Raw genomic sequence first — 21,464 nt, forward strand, 5'->3', positions numbered from 1 at the left:
CCCGTGCGTTACTTCCGTCGAGCCTTCAATAGGTAGATATCCATGATCCAGCCATGTTCGGCGCGGGCTTTCGCCCGGGTCTCAAGGATATTCTGCGCAACCTCATCCAGCGGGCCACTGATCAGAACCTCTTCTTTCATACCCACATAGGCGCCCCACCAAATGTCATAACTTGCCAAATCAAGGGTTTGGAACGAGCATTCGCCGTCCAGCATCACAGCGACGTTCGAGGCCGCATCAGGCCAGCCTTCATCCCGGATACGACGACCGGTTGTGACAACGTAGGGCGCGCCCAGATCATTGATCGGAATCGCATGGGCGGCGGTCAGCGCCTGCAAGGCGGTGATGCCGGGGATAACCTTGGTATTGGGTTGCGGGTTCAACCGGGCAGCGATGCGCAGTGAGCTGTCATAGAGGGACGGATCCCCCCAAATCAGCAGCGCGACATGCTGCGCCTCTGGATGAGCGGCTATGGCCGCTTGCCAGCGCAGGGCGATGGCGTCGTGCCATTCATCGACACCGCGCAGGTAGCCATCGTCGGCCCGGCGCTGGGGAATATCGAAATAGGCAATCTGCGGCGGCGTTTCGGCGACACGCTCGATGATCGCTTCACGCAGCCCGGCCAGATCAGCCTTGTTTTCCCCCTTGCGTGGAATCAGGATCAAATCCGCCGCCCGGATCGCCTGCGCGCCTTGAAACGTTACATGATCCGGATTGCCGGTGCCGATGCCGATCAAGCTCAGATCAATCATCGTCGAACTCCGCCAGCGGACCATAAAGGATCAGCGCCGGTGCTTTGCCAATCTCGGTTTTCAGCTGCTCTGCCAGCGCGCCAATCGTGGCGCGCTGCAGCTTTTGGTCGGGGGTCGAGACGGATTCGGCCATAAGCGCCGGAGTATCCAACGGCAATCCTTGCGTGTGCAGGGCTTCGACCAGCAGGGGAAAGGTGCGCTTGCCCATGAAAACGACGGTCGTGGCCTGCGGATCAGCCAGCGCTTTCAGGTTCAGGTCGTCGGGCAACTCACCACTGACGTCATGGCCGGTCACGAACTGGACCCGCCGGGCCGTGAGCCTGCGCGTCAATGGAATGCCTGCGGCCGCTGCCGCTGCCACTGCTGAGGGGACGCCGGGAATGATCTCATAGGCGATTCCGGCTGCGCGCAGGGCGACAAGCTCTTCCTCAAGCCGTCCGAACATACCGCCGTCGCCGGATTTCAGGCGCACCACATGCTGACCGGACTGCGCGTAATCCACCAGCAACCGGCTGACATGGTCTTGCTTGGGGGACGGACGACCGGCCCGCTTTCCGACGCCAACCAGATCCGCATCGTCGCGCGCATGGCTCAGGATCGGGCCGCTGCTGAGATCGTCGAACAGGATCGCATCGGCCTTTTGCATCCGGTCCACCGCCTTGAGCGTCAGTAGTTCCGGATCACCGGGGCCAGAGCCGATGAAAGAGACAAAGCCGCTCATGCCGACGCCTCCGCAATCAGGTGAAAGAACGTGCCAGTGACATTGCCGCGTAGTGATCCGGTTTGCGGGCCTTCTTCCCCTTCGGCGTCAAACACGCGTGCCAATGGGGCGTCCGGTTGATCCATGATTGAGGAATAGTGGAACTCGTGTCCGCGCAATGCCGATCCTTTGGCAAAGCCGGGCATAGGGGCCAGAAGGGTGGCCTTTCTGTAGCCAAGGTTGAACTTGCGCTTCTGGTAGGATGTGACGAGGCCCAGCAAGCCGGCCATTTCATGTTGCACGCCATCCTTGTCGATCAGCGCCTGACCAAGCGCCATGTAGCCGCCGCATTCTCCGTGCACCGGTTTTGTTTCCGCATGTTTACGCAGTCCACTCAGAAAGGTGGTGGCCGCCGCCAATGCTCCGGCATGCAATTCGGGATACCCGCCAGGCAGCCAGACCAGATCGGCATCCGCCGCCGGAGGTTCGTCTGCCAAGGGGGAAAAAGGCAGGATCTCGGCACCCGCATCGTGCCACCCTTGCAAAAGGTGGGGATAGGTAAAGGAAAAGGCGGCATCACGGGCCAGCGCGATTCGCTGGGCCGGGGGCTGCGGCAGCGCGGCTGACGAAGGTCCGCTGGGGCCTGAGGAAGCTGCCCGCTTGATTGCGTCAAGGTCCACATGTTCTCTCAAGAACGCAGCATAGCCTACAATGGCGCTTTCCAGATCGGGGTGTTCAACCGCCTGAATAAGTCCCAAGTGCCGCTCGGGCAGGGTCAAGTCACCACGCCGGGGCAGGACGCCCAGAACAGGCAGGCCCGCGCGCTCCATCCCCAGACGGGTCAGGCGTTCATGGCGGGGGCTGGCGCATCGGTTCAGGATCACTCCGGCAAAGGGCAGGTCAGGATTGTACATCCTGAACCCCAGCGCCGTTGCCGCCGCTGATTGTGCCTGCCCGCCCACATCCAACACAAGTACAACGGGCCAGCCCATGCGCAGGGCGGTCTCGGCGCTCGAACCGTGCCCAACTTCGCCAGGCTTTGCGACACCGTCGAACAAACCCATCGAGCCCTCGGCCACCACAATGTCAGCGCCTTCGGCCTGAGCAGAAATTGCGCCGAGCAGGGGATCTGCCATCGCCCAGCTGTCCAGATTGAACGAAGCCCGCCCGGCCGCCGCCCGGTGAAAGGCGGGATCGATATAATCCGGCCCGCTTTTAAAGGGTTGCACGGTCAGGCCATCTTCGGCCAGCGCGCGCAAGAGGCCTAGCATGACCGTCGTCTTGCCAGTACCCGAAGAGGGTGCTGAAATCAGAATACCCGGAGGGTTAGTCATCACCATGGCTCCAGCTTGACCAAGGGCTGTCGGCACTTTGCGGGCGATAGCGGCGGTCGTAGTCTCTGGAATAAAGGCAGCTTTCGTCAAAACCCTCACCGGCCAGCGCGGGGCCGACCATGATCAAAGCCGTGCGCGAGATGCTTTCATCCAGCGACCCTTTCAGGGTTTCCAGCGTTGCGCGGATGATCTGTTCATCCGGCCAGCTTGCGCGATAGACAACGGCCACCGGGCAATTTGCGCCATAAGCCGGGGTCAGGTCTGCAATAACCTTGTCCAGATTGCCGATTGACAGATGAATGGCCAATGTCGCGCCGGTTCGGGCAAAATTCACCAGCGTTTCACCTTCGGGCATGGATGACGCGCGCCCCGGCGTCCGGGTCAGAACCACCGATTGCGCCAGTCCCGGCAGGGTCAGTTCGGTGCCCAGGGCCGCTGCGGCGGCGGCAAAGGATGGTACGCCAGGGGTCACACTGACCGGAATGCCCATTTCTTTCAGGCGGCGGATCTGTTCGCCCATCGCCGACCAGACTGACAAATCGCCCGAATGCAGCCGCGCCACATCCTGACCCGCTTTATGCGCGACTTCGATCTCGGCCATGATCTGGTCCAGATCCATGGGCGCAGTGTTGACGATTTTTGCGTCTTTGGGGCAGTGGCTCAGAATCTCCTCGGGCACCAGTGATCCGGCATATAGGCATACAGGACACGAGGCGATGATGTCGCGCCCGCGCAATGTCAACAGGTCTGCAGCGCCCGGTCCGGCGCCGATGAAATGAACGGTCATGTTTGTCCTCCGATGGCGATGGCGCAGGTGGCCAGCCGGTCGTCCGAAATGTGTCTGGGTGAAAGCAGCCGCGCGCCGGACCCGGCGGCGGCAAGGGCGGATGCTTCGGCTACGCTGCCGGTGCCATAAGCGGCACGGCTGCGGTTAGAGCATGTCAGGGTGCGTTGTCCGGCCAAATCGGCAGCCGCCACGAAATGCAGCGGAAGGGCAAGGCTTTCCGCAAAGGCCGCCAGCGCAGAGTGGCCGCTTTTGTCGGCAACCGTCGCCAGAGCTTGGACATCATGGCTGGCCGCTGCCGCGTCATAGGCGGCGCGCAAACTGTCTGCCGTCGCGTCTGATGAAAAGCCCAAGCCTGCCACGATCATAAGGTCACGCTCCACTGCACGACCGGATAGGCAGCCTTCCAGCCGCGCCGCGGTCCGAGCGGTGCAGAATGTGCCAGTTCGATCCGCAACAGGTCTCCGCCCAGGTCTTGGTGCCATCGCGCCAACAGTGCTTCGCTTTCCAACGTTACCGCATTGGCGACCAACCGGGTGCCAGCGGGCAGGGCGTCGCGAAGCCACGCCAGCAGACTGGGGCTGAGCCCACCGCCGATGAAAACCACGTCTGGCAGGGGCAAACCGGCCAGCGCTTCGGGCGCGGTACCGTGGACAACCTGTAACCGATCCTGCCCCAGCGCGTCGGCATTGCGACGAATGCGTTCGGCCCTGTCTGCGCGGGGTTCGATACTGGTGGCGGTCAGGGTCGGGTCACACATCAGCCATTCGATGCTGATCGAACCAGTGCCACCGCCGATATCCCACAGATGCTCGCCCCGCTGCGGGGCCAGTGCGGACAGGGTCAGTGCCCGGATCGGGCGTTTTGTAATCTGACCGTCGGTTTCAAAAAGATCATCTGGCTTGCCCGAGGCCTTGGACAGTCCCCGCCCAGTGCCGGTCACTTCCAACCCGACGCAGACGGGATGATCGAAGGTTCCCAGCAAAGCTTCGGTCAGGCTCACTGTCTGGACGCTTTCACGCGGGCCGCCGAGGGCCTGCATCACATGCAACGCGCTGTCGGCAAATCCGGTTTCGCTAAGATATGTCGCCAGTTCAGCAACTGCCTTGCCGTCACGCAATAGCACAATGGCATGAAGTCCCGGGGCCAGATGCGGCCGCAATCGGGTCAAAGGCGCAGCGTGCAGGCCAAAGGTCAGCGTGCTTTCCAAAGGCCAGCCCAGCCGCGCGGCGGCCAGCGAAAATGTAGACTGGCCGGGCAGGGCGGTCCACTCTTTGGCATCAAAGTTACGCGCGATGACGGACCCCGCGCCAAACCAGAACGGATCACCTGACGCCAGAACCACCGTCTGCCGTCCGCGCAGGCCTTTCAGGATCGGCAATCCGTCCGAGAACGGCACCGGCCATTCGACCCGCTCAGCCTCGTTTTCCGGCAGCAGCGACAGGTGACGAGGCGGCCCCATGATCACTTCGGCCCGGTCCAGCACTTGACGGCTTGCAGGCGACAGGCCATCAAGCCCATCTTCGCCCAATCCCAAAACGGTCAGCCACGGAGATTCAGACATGCCCAACCTCCTGATTCTTGGCGGCACGACCGAGGCCAACGCTCTGGCCAAAGCTGTTGCGGAACAGGGGATTGCGGCTGTGTATTCTTATGCGGGACGGGTGGAAACCCCGCGTCCGCAGCCGTTGCCGGTGCGAGTTGGCGGGTTTGGCGGCCCGGAAGGTCTGGCCCACTACATCCGTGAAAACGCGATCACCCATGTCGTGGATGCGACCCATCCATTTGCGGCGCAGATGAGCCGGAACGCGATTGAGGCGTGTCACACAACTCAGGTTCCACTGGCCGCCTTGACCCGCGCGGCGTGGAAGCTGCAACCCGGCGATGTCTGGCACCGCGTGCCCGATATCACTGCCGCCGTCGATGCGCTTGCAGGTGATCCGCAGCGTGTGTTCCTGGCTGTCGGGCGTATGCATCTTGAAGACTTTGCAGCCCAGCCCCAGCATCACTACCTGCTGCGTCTGGTGGACGAGCCTGACAGCGTGCCTTTTCCTTTGGCGCAGGTTGTCGTGGCCCGGGGTCCTTTTGCAGAAGCCGATGACTGCGCATTGATGCAGCAACACAGGACGCAGCTTGTGGTGTCCAAGAACGCGGGCGGCTTGGGTGCGCGCGCCAAGCTGGACGCAGCGCGGGCGCTGGGCCTGCCAGTGCTTATGATCGAGCGCCCTGTTCTGCCTAAGCGGACCGAGCTTTCGACTGTCGCACAGGTGCTGGACTGGGTGTCTCATCCCTGATCCTCGACCGGGGTGAAGCGTGGCGTATAGACGATCGGCGTGCCTTTGCGTTCGATGACTCGGGTGCGCGACGAACCGACAATAACCACGGTCTGCATATCCGCCATCTCGGGCGTGGCCTCGGCCAGGGTAGAAACCCGGATCACCTCATCCGCTCGTGACACGGCGCGCGCAAACAGGATCACCCGCTCGGGCTCGCATTCTTCGCGTAGGATTTCCAGTGTCTTTACAAAGCCTTCCGGGCGAGACTTCGAGCGGGGATTATAGAAGGCCATCGAAAAATCGGCTTGCGCAGCCAAGCGCAGGCGTTTTTCGATTAGCGTCCAAGGCTTTAGGTTGTCGCTAAGGTTGATGGCGCAGAAATCATGCCCCATCGGAGCGCCCGCGCGGGCAGATGCGGCCAGCATCGCGGTGATCCCCGGCAGCACATCTACCTGAATGTCACGCCATTCTGTTGGGCCATTCTCCAACGCTTCGAACACAGCGGCAGCCATCGCAAACACACCGGGATCGCCCGAGGACACAACAACCACCCGCCTGCCTTCGACGGCCATTTGCAGCGCGTGTTGCGAGCGGTCGATTTCAACCCGGTTATCACTGGCGTGCAGGGTCAGGCCGGGTCGGTCGGCCACGCGGGCTACATAAGGGATGTAGCCCACCACATCGGTGGCGTCGGCCAAAGCCGCTGTAACTTCGGGGGTGACCAGCGTCTCGTCCCCCGGACCAAGGCCTGCGATCTTGACCCAGCCGCTCATGGTCGCCGCCCCTGACCGTGCACAACGATGATCGAGAAATACGGGGTGATCTTCCCGCAGGCTTCGGACAGTTTTGTCACCGTCTGGTTCGGCATTTGCGCATATTCGACAATCCAAGCGCGGTCGTACAACCCCGAGGTTTTCAGTGCGCGTTTTACCTTGTCGATGTTCCGCCCGATTTTCATCACGACCAAAGCATCTGTCTGCGCCATACGTTCAGCCAAAACCTCCTCGGGCAGGGTGCCGACCAGCACGGTCAGCACATCATCGCCCCATGTGATCGGATCGCCCGTGGCCGTCCACGCACCGGACATGCCGGTGATGGCTGGAACAACCTCGACCGGAGCTTCGTCACGCAACCGATTGTAAAGATGCATGAACGAGCCGTAGAAAAATGGATCGCCCTCACACAGGACCACCACATCCTCGCCCTGTTCCGACAGCGTCTTCAGGTGTGCTGTGCACTCTTCATAGAATGTGGCCAGCAACTCGTTATAACGCGGATCGGTGACCGGGATCTCGGTGGTCACAGGGTATTCCATCGGGAATTCAATCGCGCCTTCGGGGATCATCCCGTTGACGATTTTGCGGGCCTGACCGCTGCGACCCGGTTTGCGAAAGAATGCCACATGCTTGGCGTTGCGCAGCAGGCGATCAGCCCGGACGCTCATCAGATCCGGATCGCCGGGGCCAAGGCCCACACCGTATATGGTGCCCATCTTCATTCTGCCCGGCTTGCAATGGCGTTGATGGCCGCCACGGTGATGGCGCTGCCGCCCAGACGACCTTTGACAATGCAGGACGGCACCGGTTGCGCCTGCCATAGCGCATCTTTGGATTCCATCGCTCCGACAAATCCGACCGGGCAGCCGATGATCGCAGCAGGGCGCGGGCAATCCGGGTCTTCCAGCATGTTCAGCAAGTGAAACAGCGCGGTGGGCGCGTTTCCGATGGCGACCAGAGCACCTTCCAGATGCGGTCGCCAGAGTTCCAGCGCAGCGGCCGAACGGGTGTTGCTCATCTCGGCGGCCAGAGGGCGCACACGTTCGTCATGTAGGGTGCAGATCACCTGATTGTCTGCAGGCAGACGGAAGCGGGTCACACCCTCGCTGACCATGCGCGCGTCACACAGGATCGCCGCGCCGTTTTCCAGCGCCGTGCGTGCGGTCTGCACAAATCCGGGTGAGAAATGTACAAACTCCTCCAGCCCGACCATGCCGGCGGCGTGGATCATCCGAACGGCGACCTGCTCTTCATCGGCATCAAAGCGGGTCAGATCAGCCTCGGACCGGATGGTGGCAAAGCTTTCCTTGTAGATCGCCGCGCCATCAGTTTCGTAAGTGTAGGGCATCAGGTGAAGTCCATGGTCATGAGTGTTTCGGGGGCGAGCCCGCGTTGGCAGGGCTCATCCCCTGCGCGGCCCTTTTTGACAAGATCAAATCGCCCGTTGTTTCCGACCACTGTGATGTCGGCCGGGCCCATATGGGCGCATCCTTTGGCGCAGCCCGAGACATGCAGGCGACCGGGAATACGCTGGGCCAATGCACGGGCGATGTCGCGGGTTTCCACTTGCGCTTGCGGGCAGAACGGCGCGCCGGGGCAGGCGTCGGTTGTCATCATCGGATCGGCTCCGTCCGTGACAAAATTCGGGGCGGGTATCGCCGCCCCGCTTTCCAGCAGGATCAGTCGCCACGGGGTGACACGCAGGGCTGAAGCGCCGCTGGCTTCAATCAGTTCACAAAGCTTGCGCGCAGGCAGCGAGCCGAACGCCGCGCCATAGAGAGCGCCCAGTTCACAGGGGCCGGGTTGCAGTTTTTCACCGACAGGACCGGGGGCAAATCCCTGCCATTCCTGTGGCAACGCGTGAGTGACCCGCGCCATGCGACGTGTCTCGGCCGTATAAGTCTGGGCAAACCATTGGGCCAGTGCGATCACGTGGTCAATGGCGTCATCCTCGGTCACACATCGCCCGGTTTTGCAGCCGTCGGCGCGCAGGATCAGACCGTCGGCACCCAGTTCCAGACGAATATCTGCGGAATCTGAGGCTAACAGGCGCTTCGGGCCTGTATCTATGGCAAAACCAAACTTAGCGGGCAGAGCAGGCAATTCGGCCAGTCGATCAATCAACTCCTGTGTCAGCCGCGCGGTCAAATCGCCCGCCTGATAGAGCGGAGTGACCAGAATATTGCGGCGTACTTCGATGCCGGGTTCCGTATCAAGCAAGTCCAGCGCCGCAAGCTCCACAAGCAACGGCTGGTGGTCGCGCTCATCCACGCCGCGCAGCTGCAGGTTGGCACGATTGGTCAGGTCAATGGTGCCGTTGCCGAACTGTTCAGCCAGTTCGCACAAGCCAATAGCCTGCCTGGCATTCAGTCGCGCCAGACGCGGACGGACCCGCACGACCAGCCCGTCGCCTGACATCATCGGGCGATGTGCGCCAGGGCACCAGCCTTGAACGATAGGTGCACTCATCCCAAACCCTCCAAGTCGGCACGGATCGAATTCCGGCGTGTGTTCCAAAGCCCCGCTTCCAGCAATGCACGGAACCTGTCTTGCATGGCCTGATGGGCCTTCGGGTTGGCCTCTTGCAGAAAGGCATCAACGGCCTCATTGCCCAATGTGGCTTCGTGGTAGAGATCAAATAGATGCGGAGCGACGGTTCCGGACAGATGCGCAAAAGAGGCCATGTGATCCAGCGTCGCAGCAATCTCGGCGGCGCCGCGAAAACCATGGCGCTGCATCCCCGCGATCCAGCCAGGGTTGGCAGCACGGGCATGAACGACGCGGCTGATTTCTTCCGGCAGAGTCCGGGCGCGCGGATTATCGGGGTTGGTGTTGTCCAGATGGTAAAGCTGCGCGGATCCGCCGACGAATTTCTTGGCGGCGGCAAAACCGGCCTCATGCGTGGCATAATCGTTGGCCAGCAGCAGGTCAGTTTCCGTCAGATCCTGGAGGTGAACAAAACTGTCGGCATTGGCGACACGATCCGTGATTCCCTCTTTGTCTTGCGCAACGTGCTCACCTTCCAGCGCGTACGAGCTGGCCTCCAGCCATGCCTCCCCGGCTTGGGTGCGCGCTTCGTCCGTATAGGTCTCGGACAGATGGGTCATGTTCAGGCCGTAACTGCCGGGTGCCGGGCCAAACACCCGCGTAGCCGGGGCGTGACCGGCATAGGGGTTCCAGTCGGTCGCTTCATCACGCTCTGACAAAGCCCGAACCGCCTGACCATAAAGGGCTGACAATGTGGGGAACACATCGCGAAACAAGCCCGAAACCCGCAGGGTGACGTCCAGACGCGGGCGGCTCAGGTCGGTGATGGGTAAAACTTCGATACCCGAAACCCGCTCGGATCCCTTGTCCCAAACCGGCTTTACACCCAGCAGGTGCAGGGCCATGGCGAATTCTTCGCCCGCAGTGCGCATGGTGGCCGATCCCCACAGATCGACAATCAGCCCTTTCGGGTAATCACCTTCCTCCTGCAAGTGCCGCCGTACCAGTTCCTCGGCCAGTTTCACGCCTTGCGTGTAAGCTGCGCGGGTGGGCACAGATCGCGGATCGGTGGTGTAAAGGTTTCGCCCGGTCGGCAGCACGTCAAAGCGGCCCCGATAGGGCGAGCCGGACGGGCCAGCCTCGATCCGCTTGCCGGCCAGCGCATTGATCAGGGCCTTGCGTTCGGCATGGGCGGATGGGGCTGGGTCGAAACTGCCGGTCACATCCGGGACACGCCCATAGACGTGCAGCCCGTCGCCAAACTGACTTTCCTTGATATCGCAGACAAAGCGGTCGATGCGGGTGATTGCTTCGGCGGTGCTGGTGGCCTGGTCCAGACCCAGATCGTTCTCCAGCCCAATGGCCTGTGCTTCTTCCCGGATATCTTCCTGCAACCGGTCACGGCGTCTGGGGTCAAGGCCGTCCGCGTTTGAAAACTCGTCCAGCAGGGCTTCCAGCCGCACCATCCGATCCGGCGTTCCGCTTTCTTTCATGGGAGGCGGGATGTGGCCCAGAGTCACCGCGCCGATCCGGCGTTTGGCCTGCGCGGCCTCGCCCGGGTCGTTGACGATGAACGGGTAGATCACCGGCAGGTCACGGATCAGCGCCTCGGGCCAGCAGTTTGCCGATAGGGCAACTGATTTGCCGGGCAGCCATTCCAGCGTTCCATGCGCACCGATATGGATCAGCGCATCCGCTCCTAGACCTTTGCGCAGCCACAAATAGAAGGCGACATAACTGTGGCGCGGGGTGCGCAAGAGGTCATGATAGTCGTCATCCCGCAGCTCGGGTGTTCCGCGTTCTGGTTGCAGTGCGACCAGTGCCTTGCCGCGTCGCAAAGCCGTGAAGTGAAACGCGCCATGAGCGAAAGTTGGGTCTTGCTCGGGATTGCCCCATACGGTGTGCAGATCGGTGCGCAGGGTCTGGGGTAATTCAGCGAGTGCGCTCAGATAATCCTCAAGCGGCCACGATATCCGGGCGTCCAAGAGTGTGTCGGCAATTGGTTCGCCAGCCGCGATGTTGTAGCCTTCACCGCAAAGATCAGACAACATCGCCTCAGCCGAGGCCAGTGCGTCGAGACCGACCGCATGGGCCATTTGCCAGTCTTTGCCCGGATATGTGGACAGCACCAATGCGGGAATCTGATCTGCCTTTGGTTTGTCATTCAGGGCAAGCCAGCCCGATACCCGGTCGATGATCGCCTCGATCCGGTCCGGCTCGGCCCGATGCGCAAAACGCGAGTATTCCAGTTGCGGATCGCGCTTGCCCGGCTCTTTGAAGGAGGCAACGCCTGCCGATATTCGCCCGTCCACTTCGGGCAATACCACGTGCATGGCGAGGTCGGCGGGTGAAAGGCCGCGTTCCGCCTCGGCCCAGGCCTTGCGTCGCGAGGTGGCGAGGGCGACCTGAAACACCGGCACATCCGCTGCGTCCAGAGGCGACGTGCCGGATGAACCCTTGCCCGAGAATGAAGTGGCGTTGATGATCGCCGATGGTCTCAGGGCAACGACCTGTTCCCTGAGCCAGTCGGCAGCGACCGGTGCCTTGAGTGACGGGGCAAACAGACCCACCGCCTGGAGCCCGCGGGCGCGCAGGCTGCGGATCAGGGCCGCGACCGGGGCGGTGTCTGCGGATGTCAGATATGCGCGGTAGAAGGTGACAAGGATGCGTTTCGCATCGTTATCGAACGCGGAATCCACCGGGACGACACCCTGATCCGGGCACCACGCACCGCATTCGGGTAGGGTTTTCGCGCCCATCACCGGCCCGGCATAAAGCCCTGCTGCCAACGCCATCTGGGCCAATGCGGCCTGCGCGGCGACTTCGCCGCCGGTGTCACACAGATGTGCCAGCCGCCGCAGGGTCGAGAGGGGCAGGGTCGAATACTCATCCAACCGAGTGTCTTCGCGCCCATCCGCCGGTAAAACGGCCAGAGCGATGCCTTTGGCCTGCGCCAGTGCCAGAACCTGTTGCAATCCGTAAGACCAATAGGGCACGCCACCGATCAGACGGATCAGGATGCCTTTTGCGCCTTCAAGTGTCTGTTCAACATAGGTGTCGACGGACAGGGGGTGTTTCAGTGCTGCAAGATTGGCCAGCCGCATCGTGGGCATCCGCCCCTCAGGTCCGCCGCCGCGATGCCAGCCCGCCGCGAAAGCGCCCAGGTCACTGTCGGAAAAGGACAGCACAACCAGATCAGCCGGGCTTTGGCCCAGATCGGTTGGGGTCTCGGTTTCCTCGAGCCCGTGGCTTTCGCGAAAGACGACGTGCATGACTTACTCGGCAACCTCGGTCACACCCACGAGGATATCACGGATCTCGGCCTCTTTGATGTCGTCATGCTCGGCAATCACGACCAGGCGCGAGCGGCGCTCTTCACCGGGCTCCCACGGGCGGTCGTATTGGTGACGAACCCGCGCGCCGACAGCCTGAACCAGCAGGCGCATCGGTTTGCCTGTGACGGCGGCATAGCCTTTGACGCGCAGGATATTCAGCTCAGATGCAAGACGTTCAATCCTGGCTACCAGTTCCGCCGGGTCGGTCTGTTCCGGTAACTCGACGATGATGCTTTCGAAATCGTCATGCTCATGATCGTGATGGCCATCGTGATGTGACGGGCGGGCGTCCATGTCATCTTCGGCGGCAGCCTCAAGGCCAAGCACGACACGTACGTCGACGACACCCTCTGCGACCTCGACGACGGGAAGCGGGCGCGGCGCCTCGGCGGCGATAATCTGTTTAGCTTTCGCGACACCTTCGGGACCTGCCAGATCGGGCTTGGTCAGCAGGATGATATCCGCGCACGAGATCTGATCCTCGAACACCTCGGACAAGGGTGTTTCGTGATCAATCGAGTCATCAGCCAGCCGTTGGGCATCCACCGCTTCAACGTTCGGAGCAAAGCGACCGGCGGCCACGGCCTCGGCATCGGCCAGCGCGATCACGCCATCAACAGTGATTTTCGAACGGATATCAGGCCAATCAAATGCTTTCAGCAGCGGTTTGGGCAGTGCAAGGCCGGATGTTTCGATCAGGATGTGATCCGGGCGCGGTTCCAGCGCCATCAGCGCCTCGATGGTCGGGATGAAATCATCAGCCACGGTGCAGCAAATGCAGCCGTTTGCCAGTTCCATGATGTTTTCCGCAGGGCAATCCGGTATCGCGCAGGATTTCAGAATGTCGCCATCAACACCCACATCTCCAAACTCGTTAACAACAATCGCCAGCCGCTTTCCCTGCGGGTTCTGCATCAGATGGCGCACCAGCGTGGTTTTGCCCGAGCCCAGAAAGCCGGTGATCACAGTGACGGGGAGTTTTTCAAGGTTCGACATGATCTCAGGCTCCAATCGGGGGAATGCGCGAGGCGCAGTTTTTGCGGAAATGTTCAGGACGGTCGCGCCATTTCACCAGACCATCGCCTGTGGCCAGATACTTAGTCGCGCCATCGATGATGACATCGACGTGATCGATTTCGTTCAGATTCTCGTAAACAAAGGTCCAGCGATCCGGCCCGCCCCGAAGCACGATGGAACAGCCCTGATCGCAGTTCGAAAGGCATTCGACCGGTTTCAGAATGATGCCATCCGGCAGGACAGCCTGTTCCAGGGCCTTGTGCAACAATGTGCCGGGTCGCTCAGCGTCATCCTCGACGGGCAGACCCCGGCGGCAAGTCGTGCAGACCAGTAGCTCTACCGGTGCGTTCTCGCTCATGTCTCTCATCCCCCCAAATCCTCTTCGCGGGGGACGGGGTTTCATGCGGGCACCACGTCTGCACATGGACCCGACACCGGAACACCCCGCCCGGTTTCAACTTCGGGTGTTGGCAGGTCTCCCGGCTTGCGGATGCCAGAGCGGTCGCTCTGTCGGATGTCCCGCCTTCCCGGCACAGGCCAGTGGCATTGGGCATCCTCTCCGGTCACGGTCGCGGGGGCGGCTGCGTTTGGCGGATGAACCGTTGACGCATTCCCTTTTCATCGGCTGTCGCCGACACCAACGACAGGGACATGCGGCACCGCTGACCCGCTTGTCAAGCGGTTCGCGCGCAACAAATAAGCCAAGGAGAAAAAAGCGACCTGTAGGCGTCGTTCGGCGGCATGAAGAATGTGTTCGGTATGTGGTCGCATGACGGGAAAACGACGAACTTGGAGATGCGTCATATGAAAGTGGGATTTATCGGTCTGGGTAACGTAGGCGGCAAGCTTTCGGGATCCCTTTTGCGCAACGGCATTGATCTGACTGTGCATGACCTGAACGCGGATCTGGTGGCCGAGTTTGTCGCCAAAGGCGCAAAGGCGGCAGAAGGGCCCGCCCAGTTGATGCGCGATTGCGATGCGGTGATCACCTGTCTGCCGTCTCCGGCAGCATCGGACGCAGTCATGCAGGAGATGTTGCCCGAAGTGGGCCCCGGCAAGATCTGGATGGAGATGTCGACCACGGACGAGGCCGAAGTCAAACACCTGGGTGCCGAAGTCATATCGCGCGGCGGTGCGGCCGTCGATTGCCCGGTTTCTGGCGGGTGCCACCGTGCCGCGACGGGCAATATCTCGATCTTTGCGGGCTGCGACCGGGAAACGTTTGAACGAATTCTGCCGTTCCTGACGACAATGGGCCGCCGGGTTTTGCACACCGGTGAACTGGGCTCGGCGTCGGTGCTGAAAGTGATGACCAACTATCTTGCCACCGCCAACCTGATCACCTGCGCCGAAGCACTGGTTACGGCAAAGGCTGCGGGGATGGATCTGAACACGACCTATGAGGCGATCAAAATCTCGTCCGGCACGTCCTTCGTGCACGAAACCGAAAGTCAGGTCATCCTGAACGGGTCGCGCGATATTTCCTTCACCATGGATCTGGTGAAGAAGGATATCGGTCTGTTTCAGGAGGTCGCCGACCGCGCCGGGGTGCCGCTGGAAATAAACCCGGTGATGATCAGCATCTTTAACGATGGTATCGCGCGCTATGGCGAACGCGAGCTTTCACCAAATATTATCAAACGGCTGGAAGAGGCAACCGGCCTGGATATCACCGCCCCGGGCTTTCCAGCCGAAATGACGGATGATGAGCCGGAAGAGCCGGGATACGAGGTTGTGCCACAAGGGCGCGCCTGAACGTAAAGCATATACCAGACAAAATCGCGCCCCGTGAACGAGCAGGGGTAGGCAGGAGTTCCGAAAAACACGCAATATCTGGCCCGCAATTCGACAGAATCGCGGGCCATGAACGTCTGAAAATACCAAGCGTCGCACGCGCGTACTGCGGGGTTAAGTCAGCGATTAGGATGTGGTTGGAGGCGAGTACCGGAATCGAACCGGTGTACACGGATTTGCAATCCGCTGCGTCACCACTCCGCCAACTCGCCTTTTCAAGTAAAATCAAATACTTGCTGTGGTGTGACTGGGTTTTTAACAGCTTTCCTCTGGGGCGTCCAGTGGATTGCGCGCGAAATTGCCGGCAAGATCGAAATTTGCCGAAGTCCACGCCCAAGGAGTTGATCAAGATTCAGGTTGCGGCAACAGGGGCGTTGCTGGAAGGTTCAGGATATGGCACAAGCCGGACATCTTTGGGAATGATACGAGATATCCAATGACTGACTTCGCAGCCCGGCGCCGCACAATGGTTGATACACAGATCCGCCCCTCTGACGTCACCAAGTTCCCGATCATTGAGGCGATGCTGAGTGTTCCGCGGGAAAGCTTCGTGCCCGATTCTCAACGCGAGGCGGCCTATGTGGACGGCCTGATTGATCTGGGGGACGGGCGCAGCATGTTGGAGCCGCGGACCCTGGCTAAAATGCTGGACGCGCTGAACATATCCAAGGATGAGATGGTCCTCGATATCGCTCCGGCAATGGGGTATTCCACGGCTGTCACCGCGCGGATGGCTGAGTTGGTTGTGGGTGTTGAATGCGACGAAACCCTTGCAGCCGAGGCGCAAAACCTCTTGGCCGAAGCTGACGTGCACAACGCCATCATCCACGTTGGCGCGCTGGAACAGGGTGTGGCGGAACACGGCCCCTATGATGCGATCATGGTGCAGGGCGGTGTCGAGCAGGTGCCCGATGCCCTGTTGGATCAGCTCAAGGACCACGGTCGGATCGTGTGTCTGTTTGTCAAGGGCAACCTGGGTACCGTGCGGATCGGTCGAAAAACCGGTGGTCGCGTCAGTTGGCGTGATGTGTTCAATGCCAATGCGCCGGTTCTGGAAGGTTTTTCGGCAGAGTGTGCATTTTCGCTATAGTCCGCCGATAGATTTTTCTATCGCCTTGATTAGTTGAAAAGAAGGCCGCAAACTGCCTGTAGGGCAGTGTAATTTCGTTTGAGAGGATTTTGGTATGCGTGGTTCGGCGACAGGTAAGCTGGTCAGGGCGTTTGCTGTGACCGCAGGACTTGCCATGAGCGTGATGCCAGGGCGTGCAGCGTGGGCAGACAACATAACGGATGCGTTCATCGGTGCGTATAACACCAGTGGTTTGCTTGAGCAGAACCGGGCGTTGCTGCGCGCGGCGGATGAAGATGTGGCCATTGCGCTTTCTGCGTTGCGGCCAATCATCAACTGGACCGTGCAGGTCAGCCAGGATTACACCCGTTCGCGGGTCAATAACGTCGTGACGACAAACGAGCCGTCGCGGTTCTTTTCGGGCCTGACGCTGAGCCAGCTTTTGTATGATGGCGGCGCGTCGGTGCTGGGCAAGCAGTCGGCGCAGGAAACGGTACTATCGACCCGGCAAACCCTGATCGATATCGAACAACAGGTTCTTATCCGCGCAGCAAATGCCTATCTGGGCGTCCTGTTGCAGGAAGAGACCGTGGCGATCCGCCAGAACAACGTGGATGTGTCAGCAGAGGAACTTAGGGCGTCGAATGACCGCTTCGAAGTGGGCGAAGTAACCCGGACGGATGTCGCATTGTCCGAAGCACAGCTGGCAAGCTCTCAGGCGGATCTGGCTGTGGCACGCGGTGAATTGAGCATTGCGCAGGCCGAATACGTGAACGCAGTCGGAAAGGCACCGGGGCGAACAGCTGGTCAGCCGAGCCTGCCCAATCTGCCGCGTTCCGAAGCTGAAGCTGTGAACCTGGCGCAACGCAACCACCCGGCCATTCTGTCGGCACAGCATCAGGTCAGGGCGTTCGATCTGGTCGTGCAGCAGCAACGGGCAAACCTTGGGCCGAATGTCAGCCTGAATGCCGATGCTGGCGTGTCCGAGCGCTATGACAATAATGACTATGTGAACGATGCGACCGTGTCGCTGAACTTCACACAACCAATCTACGCGGGTGGCCGGTTGGCGGCAAATGTGCGTCGCGCAATGGCCAGCCGGGATGCCTCGCGTGCGAATCTTCTGAACGTTCAAAAGAACATCACGCAGGGTGTGACCGACCGTTATGCGGCGTTTCAGGCAGCCAGTGCCAGTCTAAGGGCGTCAACCGAGCGCGTTAACGCCTCGCAGGTGGCGTTTGATGGCATCCGGGAAGAGGCGACTCTGGGCGCGCGAACAACTCTGGATGTATTGAATGCACAGCAGGATTTGCTGGATGCACAACTGGCAGAAGTCGCTTCGCGCACCGAACGGTCGCGGGCTGCCTATCAGTTGTTGCAGGCGCAGGGCCTTCTGACAGCCGAGCGTCTTGGGCTGGCGGTGCAAATCTATGATCCGACTTTGTATTACAATCTGGTCAAGAATGCGCCGGCACAGGTCAGCAAGCAAAGCAAGGATCTGGATCGCGTTCTCAAAGCATTGCGCCGGGACTGATCGACAATACTATTTGTTGTGAGGCGCGGATTGTTTGGCTACACTCGATCCAAGGATAGAGCGGTAGAGAACAATGTCTGATAATGTCGTGAAAGCAGGGATCGAAGACGTTCTGTCTTCGGTCAAACGTCTGGTCAGTGAAGACAGTCGTGATAAAACCGTCTCGGATCAAACGACTAAAGCACGAAAGCCGGGGCGGCTGGTGCTTACTGATGCTTTGCGGATCAGCACACCAGATCAATTGGGGGTGATTCCCGCTAAAGCTGTGTCGGAACCCGAAGTTTCAGATGCCGCCAAGCCCATGTTGTTGCGCACCTGTGACATCGTTCAGACGGGTCAACCTGCGAACGCTGACCAGGACAAGCCAGAAACAGCCGAGACGAAACACGCCCCGTCGGATGATGCAACAAGCAGCCTGAGTGCAAAGATCGAAGCGCTGGAAGCGGCAATTGCGCAAACAGAAGATCAGTGGGAACCGGACGGTGACAGCCAGGATGCGTATTCGGGCACACCGTCACACGCGCTGCCATGGGATGTCGAAGAAGAATTTGCCGCTGCGATGTCGATTGATGCTGCCGGTGGTGACGAACCAGAGGCGGTTCAGCAGGCCGAAGACGCATCTTGTCAGGCGGAATTCATCCGGTCGTCTCAGGCTGTTGTGTCTGATGCTGATGCCGAAGAACCTGGTTCCGACGAAAATGTCAGGACGATCGACATGGATGAAGACGCTCTGCGCACCCTGATCGCAGAGGTTGTCCGCGCCGAGCTGCAAGGAACGATGGGTGAGCGGATTACACGAAATGTGCGCAAGATGGTCAGGCGAGAGATCGCCCGCGCTCTTGCGGCTCAGGATCTGGAGTAACTCTCAGCCACGGTGCGGGGGCTGCGCGAGGCTGAGCAGCAGGTCAAGGTCCATGTGGCGCTCCAGATGATCGGCCAGATCGTCCAGCGCCTGCTCGACGCCGTCCTCATAGGACAGGTTCGAGGTCACGCCTAACGCTGACAAAAACCGCGCCCGGAATGCGTCGGACGAAAAGATACCGTGCAGATAACTTCCCTTGATCCGCCCGTTTGCGCTGGCCGCGCCTTCAGGGCGACCTTCGACCTCAAGCCATGCATTGGTGCAATCCGGGCCGTCTGTATGGCCCATGTGGATTTCGTATCCGGTGACCGGCTCTCGGTCCGGCAAGGCATGGGCCGTACGCAGAACAACTTGCTTTTGTCCTCCCATGACCGTGTCTACATCCAGCAACCCCAACCCTTCGACCTTACCTGGTCGACCGTCCACGCCATCGGGGTCGGAAATGGTCTTGCCCAGCATCTGAAAGCCACCGCAAAGACCCAGCACACGCCCGCCGCGCCGGACATGACCAAACAGGTCGATGTCCCAGCCTTGTGCACGGAAATAGGCCAGATCTCCGATGGTTGACTTGCTGCCCGGTAGCAAAACCAGATCGACATCGCCGGGCAAAGGGCGTCCGGCCGGAATGATCTCGACGCTCACTCCGGGTTCGGCAGACAAGGGATCAAGGTCGTCGAAATTCGCCATCCGTTCAAGCTGTGGCACAACAACCTTGCATGTGCCGCCTGTGTGAGAGCGGATGTCCATCATATCTTCGGCCGGAAGCTTCCAGGCGTCTTGAAACCATGGCACAACCCCCAGACAGGGCCATCCCGTTCGAGAGGCGATATCATCGCGCCCTTCGGCAAAAAGGGAAACATCCCCCTTGAACCGATTGACGGCAAAGCCCCGAATTCGCGCAAGATCGCCGTCATCCAGAACCGCCTGAGTGCCAACGATTTGTGCAATCACACCGCCGCGGTGAATGTCGCCGACAAGTATCACCGGAATACTCGCAGCACAGGCAAAACCCATATTGGCGATGTCACCCTTGCGCAGGTTTGTTTCGGCCGGGCTGCCTGCCCCTTCGATCAGAACCAGATCCGCGTCGCTGCACAATCGGTCAAAGCTTTCCAATGCGGCGCTTAGCAGTCTGGATTTATCCTTGCGGTAATCACCGGCTTTCATGGTGCCCGCGCGCTGCCCCTGAACAATGATCTGCGCGCCGGTATCTGTTTCGGGTTTCAGCAATACAGGGTTCATATCGGTATGTGTCGCCCGCCTTGCCGCCCGTGCCTGAAGGGCCTGCGCGCGACCGATTTCCCCACCGTTTTCCGTAACAGCAGCATTGTTCGACATGTTCTGCGGCTTGAAGGGCGCAACCCGAAGACCTCGCCGTGTGAAAGCTCGCGCAAGCCCTGCCACCAGAACGGATTTTCCGACATTGCTGCCGGTACCTTGAATCATGATGGCGCGAACCATGGATTGTCTCCTACCTGTCAAGGCGCAGATGACCTGATTTGGGCGGGCAGGGGAAGCCCCGAACTCACCTTGACGCCCGGGATCGGGATCGCGGCGGTATACGCATAGAAAAACGCGCTCTGATGGCAGAGCGCGTTTTTTCTGAGTTGAAACAACCTTGGATCAGGCAGCTTCAGCCTGCTGAGCGGCATTGCGACGCTCGCTTTCTTCACGCGACAGTGCGACCGAGGTCCGCACGCCACGTCCAACGAACTCCATCAGTCCGCTGACAACCCGTTCGTTCGGGTCGATTCCCGCGCAAGACAGCACTTCGCGCCCATCGCGTGAGCGCGCCCAACGGGCAATTTGTTCCGGACCATTGCCATATTTCTTGTCATCGGCAATGGCGTCATCGAGTGCGGCCAACACAACGGCCGCGAAAAGTTTGCGAGCACGATTGCCTTGTTCGTTGTTAAAGGCAGTGCCGTCAACGAAATCTCTCATCTCGTCTTCCTTGTTTTTCTTGCTCTTGCAATTTTCGGCGTGACGGTCCTTATGACCGATAAAGTGCGATTCGGATACAGCTAATATGCATAGTTGCGTTGCGTCACTTGCATATCTCGCTGCACGTGCAGCACTAGGTTTGGTTGTCTTGTCAGGTATGTTCCCGCCAGATATAGGAGGCGCAACTGACGCATCAACCGTTTGTGAAGGAATTATGTAATGCCCAAGATAAATGGGAACGAAATTCGCCCCGGCAATGTGCTTGAGCATAACGACGGCCTTTGGGCCGCGGTCAAGGTTGACCATGTGAAGCCCGGCAAGGGCGGCGCTTTCGCGCAGGTCGAACTGCGCAACCTGCGCAATGGTTCGAAACTGAACGAACGGTTCCGCTCGGCTGACAAGGTTGAGCGTGTGCGCCTTGAACAGAAGGATCAGCAGTTCCTGTATGAAACCGATGGCATGCTGGTCTTCATGGATGCCGAAACATACGAACAGATTGAATTGCCAGCGGATTTGCTGGGCGAGCGTCGTCCGTTCCTTCAGGATGGCATGACGATTGTTGTCGAATTCTACGAAAGTGAAGCGCTGAACGCGACGCTGCCGCAGAAAGTAACCTGCAAGATTGTCGAAACCGAGCCGGTCGTAAAAGGTCAGACCGCCGCGAACTCGTTCAAGCCTGCAATTCTGGACAATGGCGTGAAAGTCATGGTGCCGCCGTTCATCGGTCAGGATGAAATGATCATCGTGAACACCGAAACGATGGAATATTCCGAACGCGCGTGACGTTTCGTCGCTTTTTG

The 21,464-nt window shown here is 60.1% G+C and carries 21 protein-coding genes, 1 tRNA gene and 1 riboswitch; of the genes, 6 read left to right on the plus strand and 16 right to left on the minus strand.

Annotation, left to right across the window (positions count from 1 at the left end; translation table 11 throughout):
* Positions 1-8: 8 nt before the first annotated feature.
* Genes cobF through cbiE form a run of 6 tightly spaced genes read right to left on the minus strand, consistent with a single transcriptional unit; the run spans position 9 to position 5,134 of the window.
* Positions 9-752 carry a precorrin-6A synthase (deacetylating) gene (cobF, locus tag ACR0AP_RS00250; RefSeq protein WP_480504556.1) on the minus strand — a complete coding sequence of 248 codons (744 nt, stop codon included), beginning with the start codon at positions 750-752 and terminating at the stop codon, positions 9-11.
* Positions 745-1,473: a uroporphyrinogen-III C-methyltransferase gene (gene cobA / locus ACR0AP_RS00255; RefSeq protein ID WP_267363673.1), complete on the minus strand. Its 729-nt coding sequence runs from the start codon at positions 1,471-1,473 to the stop codon at positions 745-747. The genes cobF and cobA overlap by 8 nt, the downstream gene beginning before the upstream one ends.
* Positions 1,470-2,792 carry a cobyrinic acid a,c-diamide synthase CobB gene (locus ACR0AP_RS00260; RefSeq protein ID WP_480504558.1) on the minus strand — a complete coding sequence of 441 codons (1,323 nt, stop codon included), beginning with the start codon at positions 2,790-2,792 and terminating at the stop codon, positions 1,470-1,472. The genes cobA and ACR0AP_RS00260 overlap by 4 nt, the downstream gene beginning before the upstream one ends.
* Complete coding sequence (cobM, locus tag ACR0AP_RS00265; protein ID WP_480504561.1) at positions 2,779-3,573, minus strand: precorrin-4 C(11)-methyltransferase; 795 nt, start codon at positions 3,571-3,573, stop codon at positions 2,779-2,781. The genes ACR0AP_RS00260 and cobM overlap by 14 nt, the downstream gene beginning before the upstream one ends.
* A complete protein-coding gene (locus ACR0AP_RS00270) occupies positions 3,570-3,938 on the minus strand; it encodes a cobalamin biosynthesis protein (protein ID WP_480504562.1) in 369 nt (122 codons plus the stop codon). Before ACR0AP_RS00270 ends, cobM begins: the two co-directional genes overlap by 4 nt.
* Positions 3,935-5,134, minus strand: a complete 1,200-nt coding sequence (gene cbiE / locus ACR0AP_RS00275) for a precorrin-6y C5,15-methyltransferase (decarboxylating) subunit CbiE (protein WP_480504564.1) — start codon at positions 5,132-5,134, stop codon at positions 3,935-3,937. The genes ACR0AP_RS00270 and cbiE overlap by 4 nt, the downstream gene beginning before the upstream one ends.
* Between cbiE and ACR0AP_RS00280 the strand changes: the two genes are divergently transcribed.
* Positions 5,133-5,864: a cobalt-precorrin-6A reductase gene (locus ACR0AP_RS00280; RefSeq protein ID WP_480484228.1), complete on the plus strand. Its 732-nt coding sequence runs from the start codon at positions 5,133-5,135 to the stop codon at positions 5,862-5,864. The genes cbiE and ACR0AP_RS00280 overlap by 2 nt on opposite strands.
* On the opposite strand, the gene cobJ is transcribed toward ACR0AP_RS00280, so the two are convergent.
* From cobJ to ACR0AP_RS00315, 7 genes are read right to left on the minus strand one after another with little or no spacing between them, the layout of a single operon-like run.
* On the minus strand, positions 5,855-6,619 hold the full coding sequence (gene cobJ, locus ACR0AP_RS00285; RefSeq protein WP_480504566.1) for a precorrin-3B C(17)-methyltransferase: 765 nt from the start codon (positions 6,617-6,619) through the stop codon (positions 5,855-5,857). The genes ACR0AP_RS00280 and cobJ overlap by 10 nt on opposite strands.
* Complete coding sequence (locus tag ACR0AP_RS00290; protein WP_480504568.1) at positions 6,616-7,344, minus strand: precorrin-2 C(20)-methyltransferase; 729 nt, start codon at positions 7,342-7,344, stop codon at positions 6,616-6,618. Before ACR0AP_RS00290 ends, cobJ begins: the two co-directional genes overlap by 4 nt.
* Positions 7,341-7,970: a precorrin-8X methylmutase gene (locus ACR0AP_RS00295; RefSeq protein ID WP_480504570.1), complete on the minus strand. Its 630-nt coding sequence runs from the start codon at positions 7,968-7,970 to the stop codon at positions 7,341-7,343. The genes ACR0AP_RS00290 and ACR0AP_RS00295 overlap by 4 nt, the downstream gene beginning before the upstream one ends.
* On the minus strand, positions 7,970-9,091 hold the full coding sequence (locus ACR0AP_RS00300; protein ID WP_480504572.1) for a cobalamin biosynthesis protein CobG: 1,122 nt from the start codon (positions 9,089-9,091) through the stop codon (positions 7,970-7,972). Before ACR0AP_RS00300 ends, ACR0AP_RS00295 begins: the two co-directional genes overlap by 1 nt.
* Positions 9,088-12,381, minus strand: a complete 3,294-nt coding sequence (gene cobN / locus ACR0AP_RS00305) for a cobaltochelatase subunit CobN (RefSeq protein WP_480504574.1) — start codon at positions 12,379-12,381, stop codon at positions 9,088-9,090. Before cobN ends, ACR0AP_RS00300 begins: the two co-directional genes overlap by 4 nt.
* 3 nt (positions 12,382-12,384) lie before the next feature.
* On the minus strand, positions 12,385-13,440 hold the full coding sequence (gene cobW, locus ACR0AP_RS00310) for a cobalamin biosynthesis protein CobW (RefSeq protein WP_209597013.1): 1,056 nt from the start codon (positions 13,438-13,440) through the stop codon (positions 12,385-12,387).
* A 4-nt stretch (positions 13,441-13,444) separates the two neighbouring features.
* Entirely contained in the window at positions 13,445-13,819 is a 375-nt protein-coding gene (locus ACR0AP_RS00315) for a DUF1636 family protein (RefSeq protein WP_480504576.1), read from the minus strand.
* 94 nt (positions 13,820-13,913) lie between these two features.
* A riboswitch (cobalamin riboswitch) is annotated at positions 13,914-14,118 on the minus strand.
* 102 nt (positions 14,119-14,220) lie between these two features.
* Between ACR0AP_RS00315 and ACR0AP_RS00320 the strand changes: the two genes are divergently transcribed.
* The gene (locus tag ACR0AP_RS00320) at positions 14,221-15,216 is read left to right on the plus strand and encodes an NAD(P)-dependent oxidoreductase (RefSeq protein ID WP_480505784.1); all 996 of its coding nucleotides are present in this window, start codon (positions 14,221-14,223) and stop codon (positions 15,214-15,216) included.
* Between the two features lie 177 nt (positions 15,217-15,393).
* Here ACR0AP_RS00320 and ACR0AP_RS00325 read toward each other — a convergent pair.
* A tRNA-Cys gene (locus ACR0AP_RS00325) sits at positions 15,394-15,467 on the minus strand.
* Between the two features lie 224 nt (positions 15,468-15,691).
* On the opposite strand from ACR0AP_RS00325, the gene ACR0AP_RS00330 reads away from it, so the two are divergent.
* The 3 genes from ACR0AP_RS00330 (at position 15,692) to ACR0AP_RS00340 (ending at position 18,720) form a co-directional block, all read left to right on the plus strand.
* Entirely contained in the window at positions 15,692-16,345 is a 654-nt protein-coding gene (locus ACR0AP_RS00330; protein ID WP_480484220.1) for a protein-L-isoaspartate O-methyltransferase family protein, read from the plus strand.
* A 94-nt stretch (positions 16,346-16,439) separates the two neighbouring features.
* Complete coding sequence (locus ACR0AP_RS00335) at positions 16,440-17,858, plus strand: TolC family outer membrane protein (RefSeq protein WP_209503355.1); 1,419 nt, start codon at positions 16,440-16,442, stop codon at positions 17,856-17,858.
* Positions 17,859-17,931: 73 nt separating this feature from the next.
* A complete protein-coding gene (locus ACR0AP_RS00340) occupies positions 17,932-18,720 on the plus strand; it encodes a hypothetical protein (RefSeq protein ID WP_480504578.1) in 789 nt (262 codons plus the stop codon).
* Positions 18,721-18,723: 3 nt separating this feature from the next.
* Here the strand turns inward: ACR0AP_RS00340 and ACR0AP_RS00345 are convergent, their stop codons facing one another.
* Both ACR0AP_RS00345 and ACR0AP_RS00350 read right to left on the minus strand, forming a co-directional pair.
* On the minus strand, positions 18,724-20,181 hold the full coding sequence (locus tag ACR0AP_RS00345; RefSeq protein ID WP_480504580.1) for a cobyric acid synthase: 1,458 nt from the start codon (positions 20,179-20,181) through the stop codon (positions 18,724-18,726).
* Between the two features lie 162 nt (positions 20,182-20,343).
* Positions 20,344-20,664 carry a DUF6280 family protein gene (locus tag ACR0AP_RS00350; RefSeq protein WP_037310273.1) on the minus strand — a complete coding sequence of 107 codons (321 nt, stop codon included), beginning with the start codon at positions 20,662-20,664 and terminating at the stop codon, positions 20,344-20,346.
* A gap of 219 nt (positions 20,665-20,883) precedes the next feature.
* Here ACR0AP_RS00350 and efp point away from each other — a divergent pair, with 219 nt between their 5' ends.
* Positions 20,884-21,447: an elongation factor P gene (gene efp, locus ACR0AP_RS00355; protein WP_209503361.1), complete on the plus strand. Its 564-nt coding sequence runs from the start codon at positions 20,884-20,886 to the stop codon at positions 21,445-21,447.
* Positions 21,448-21,464: the final 17 nt, after the last annotated feature.

The sequence above is a fragment of the Ruegeria sp. AF7 genome (assembly GCF_056541885.1).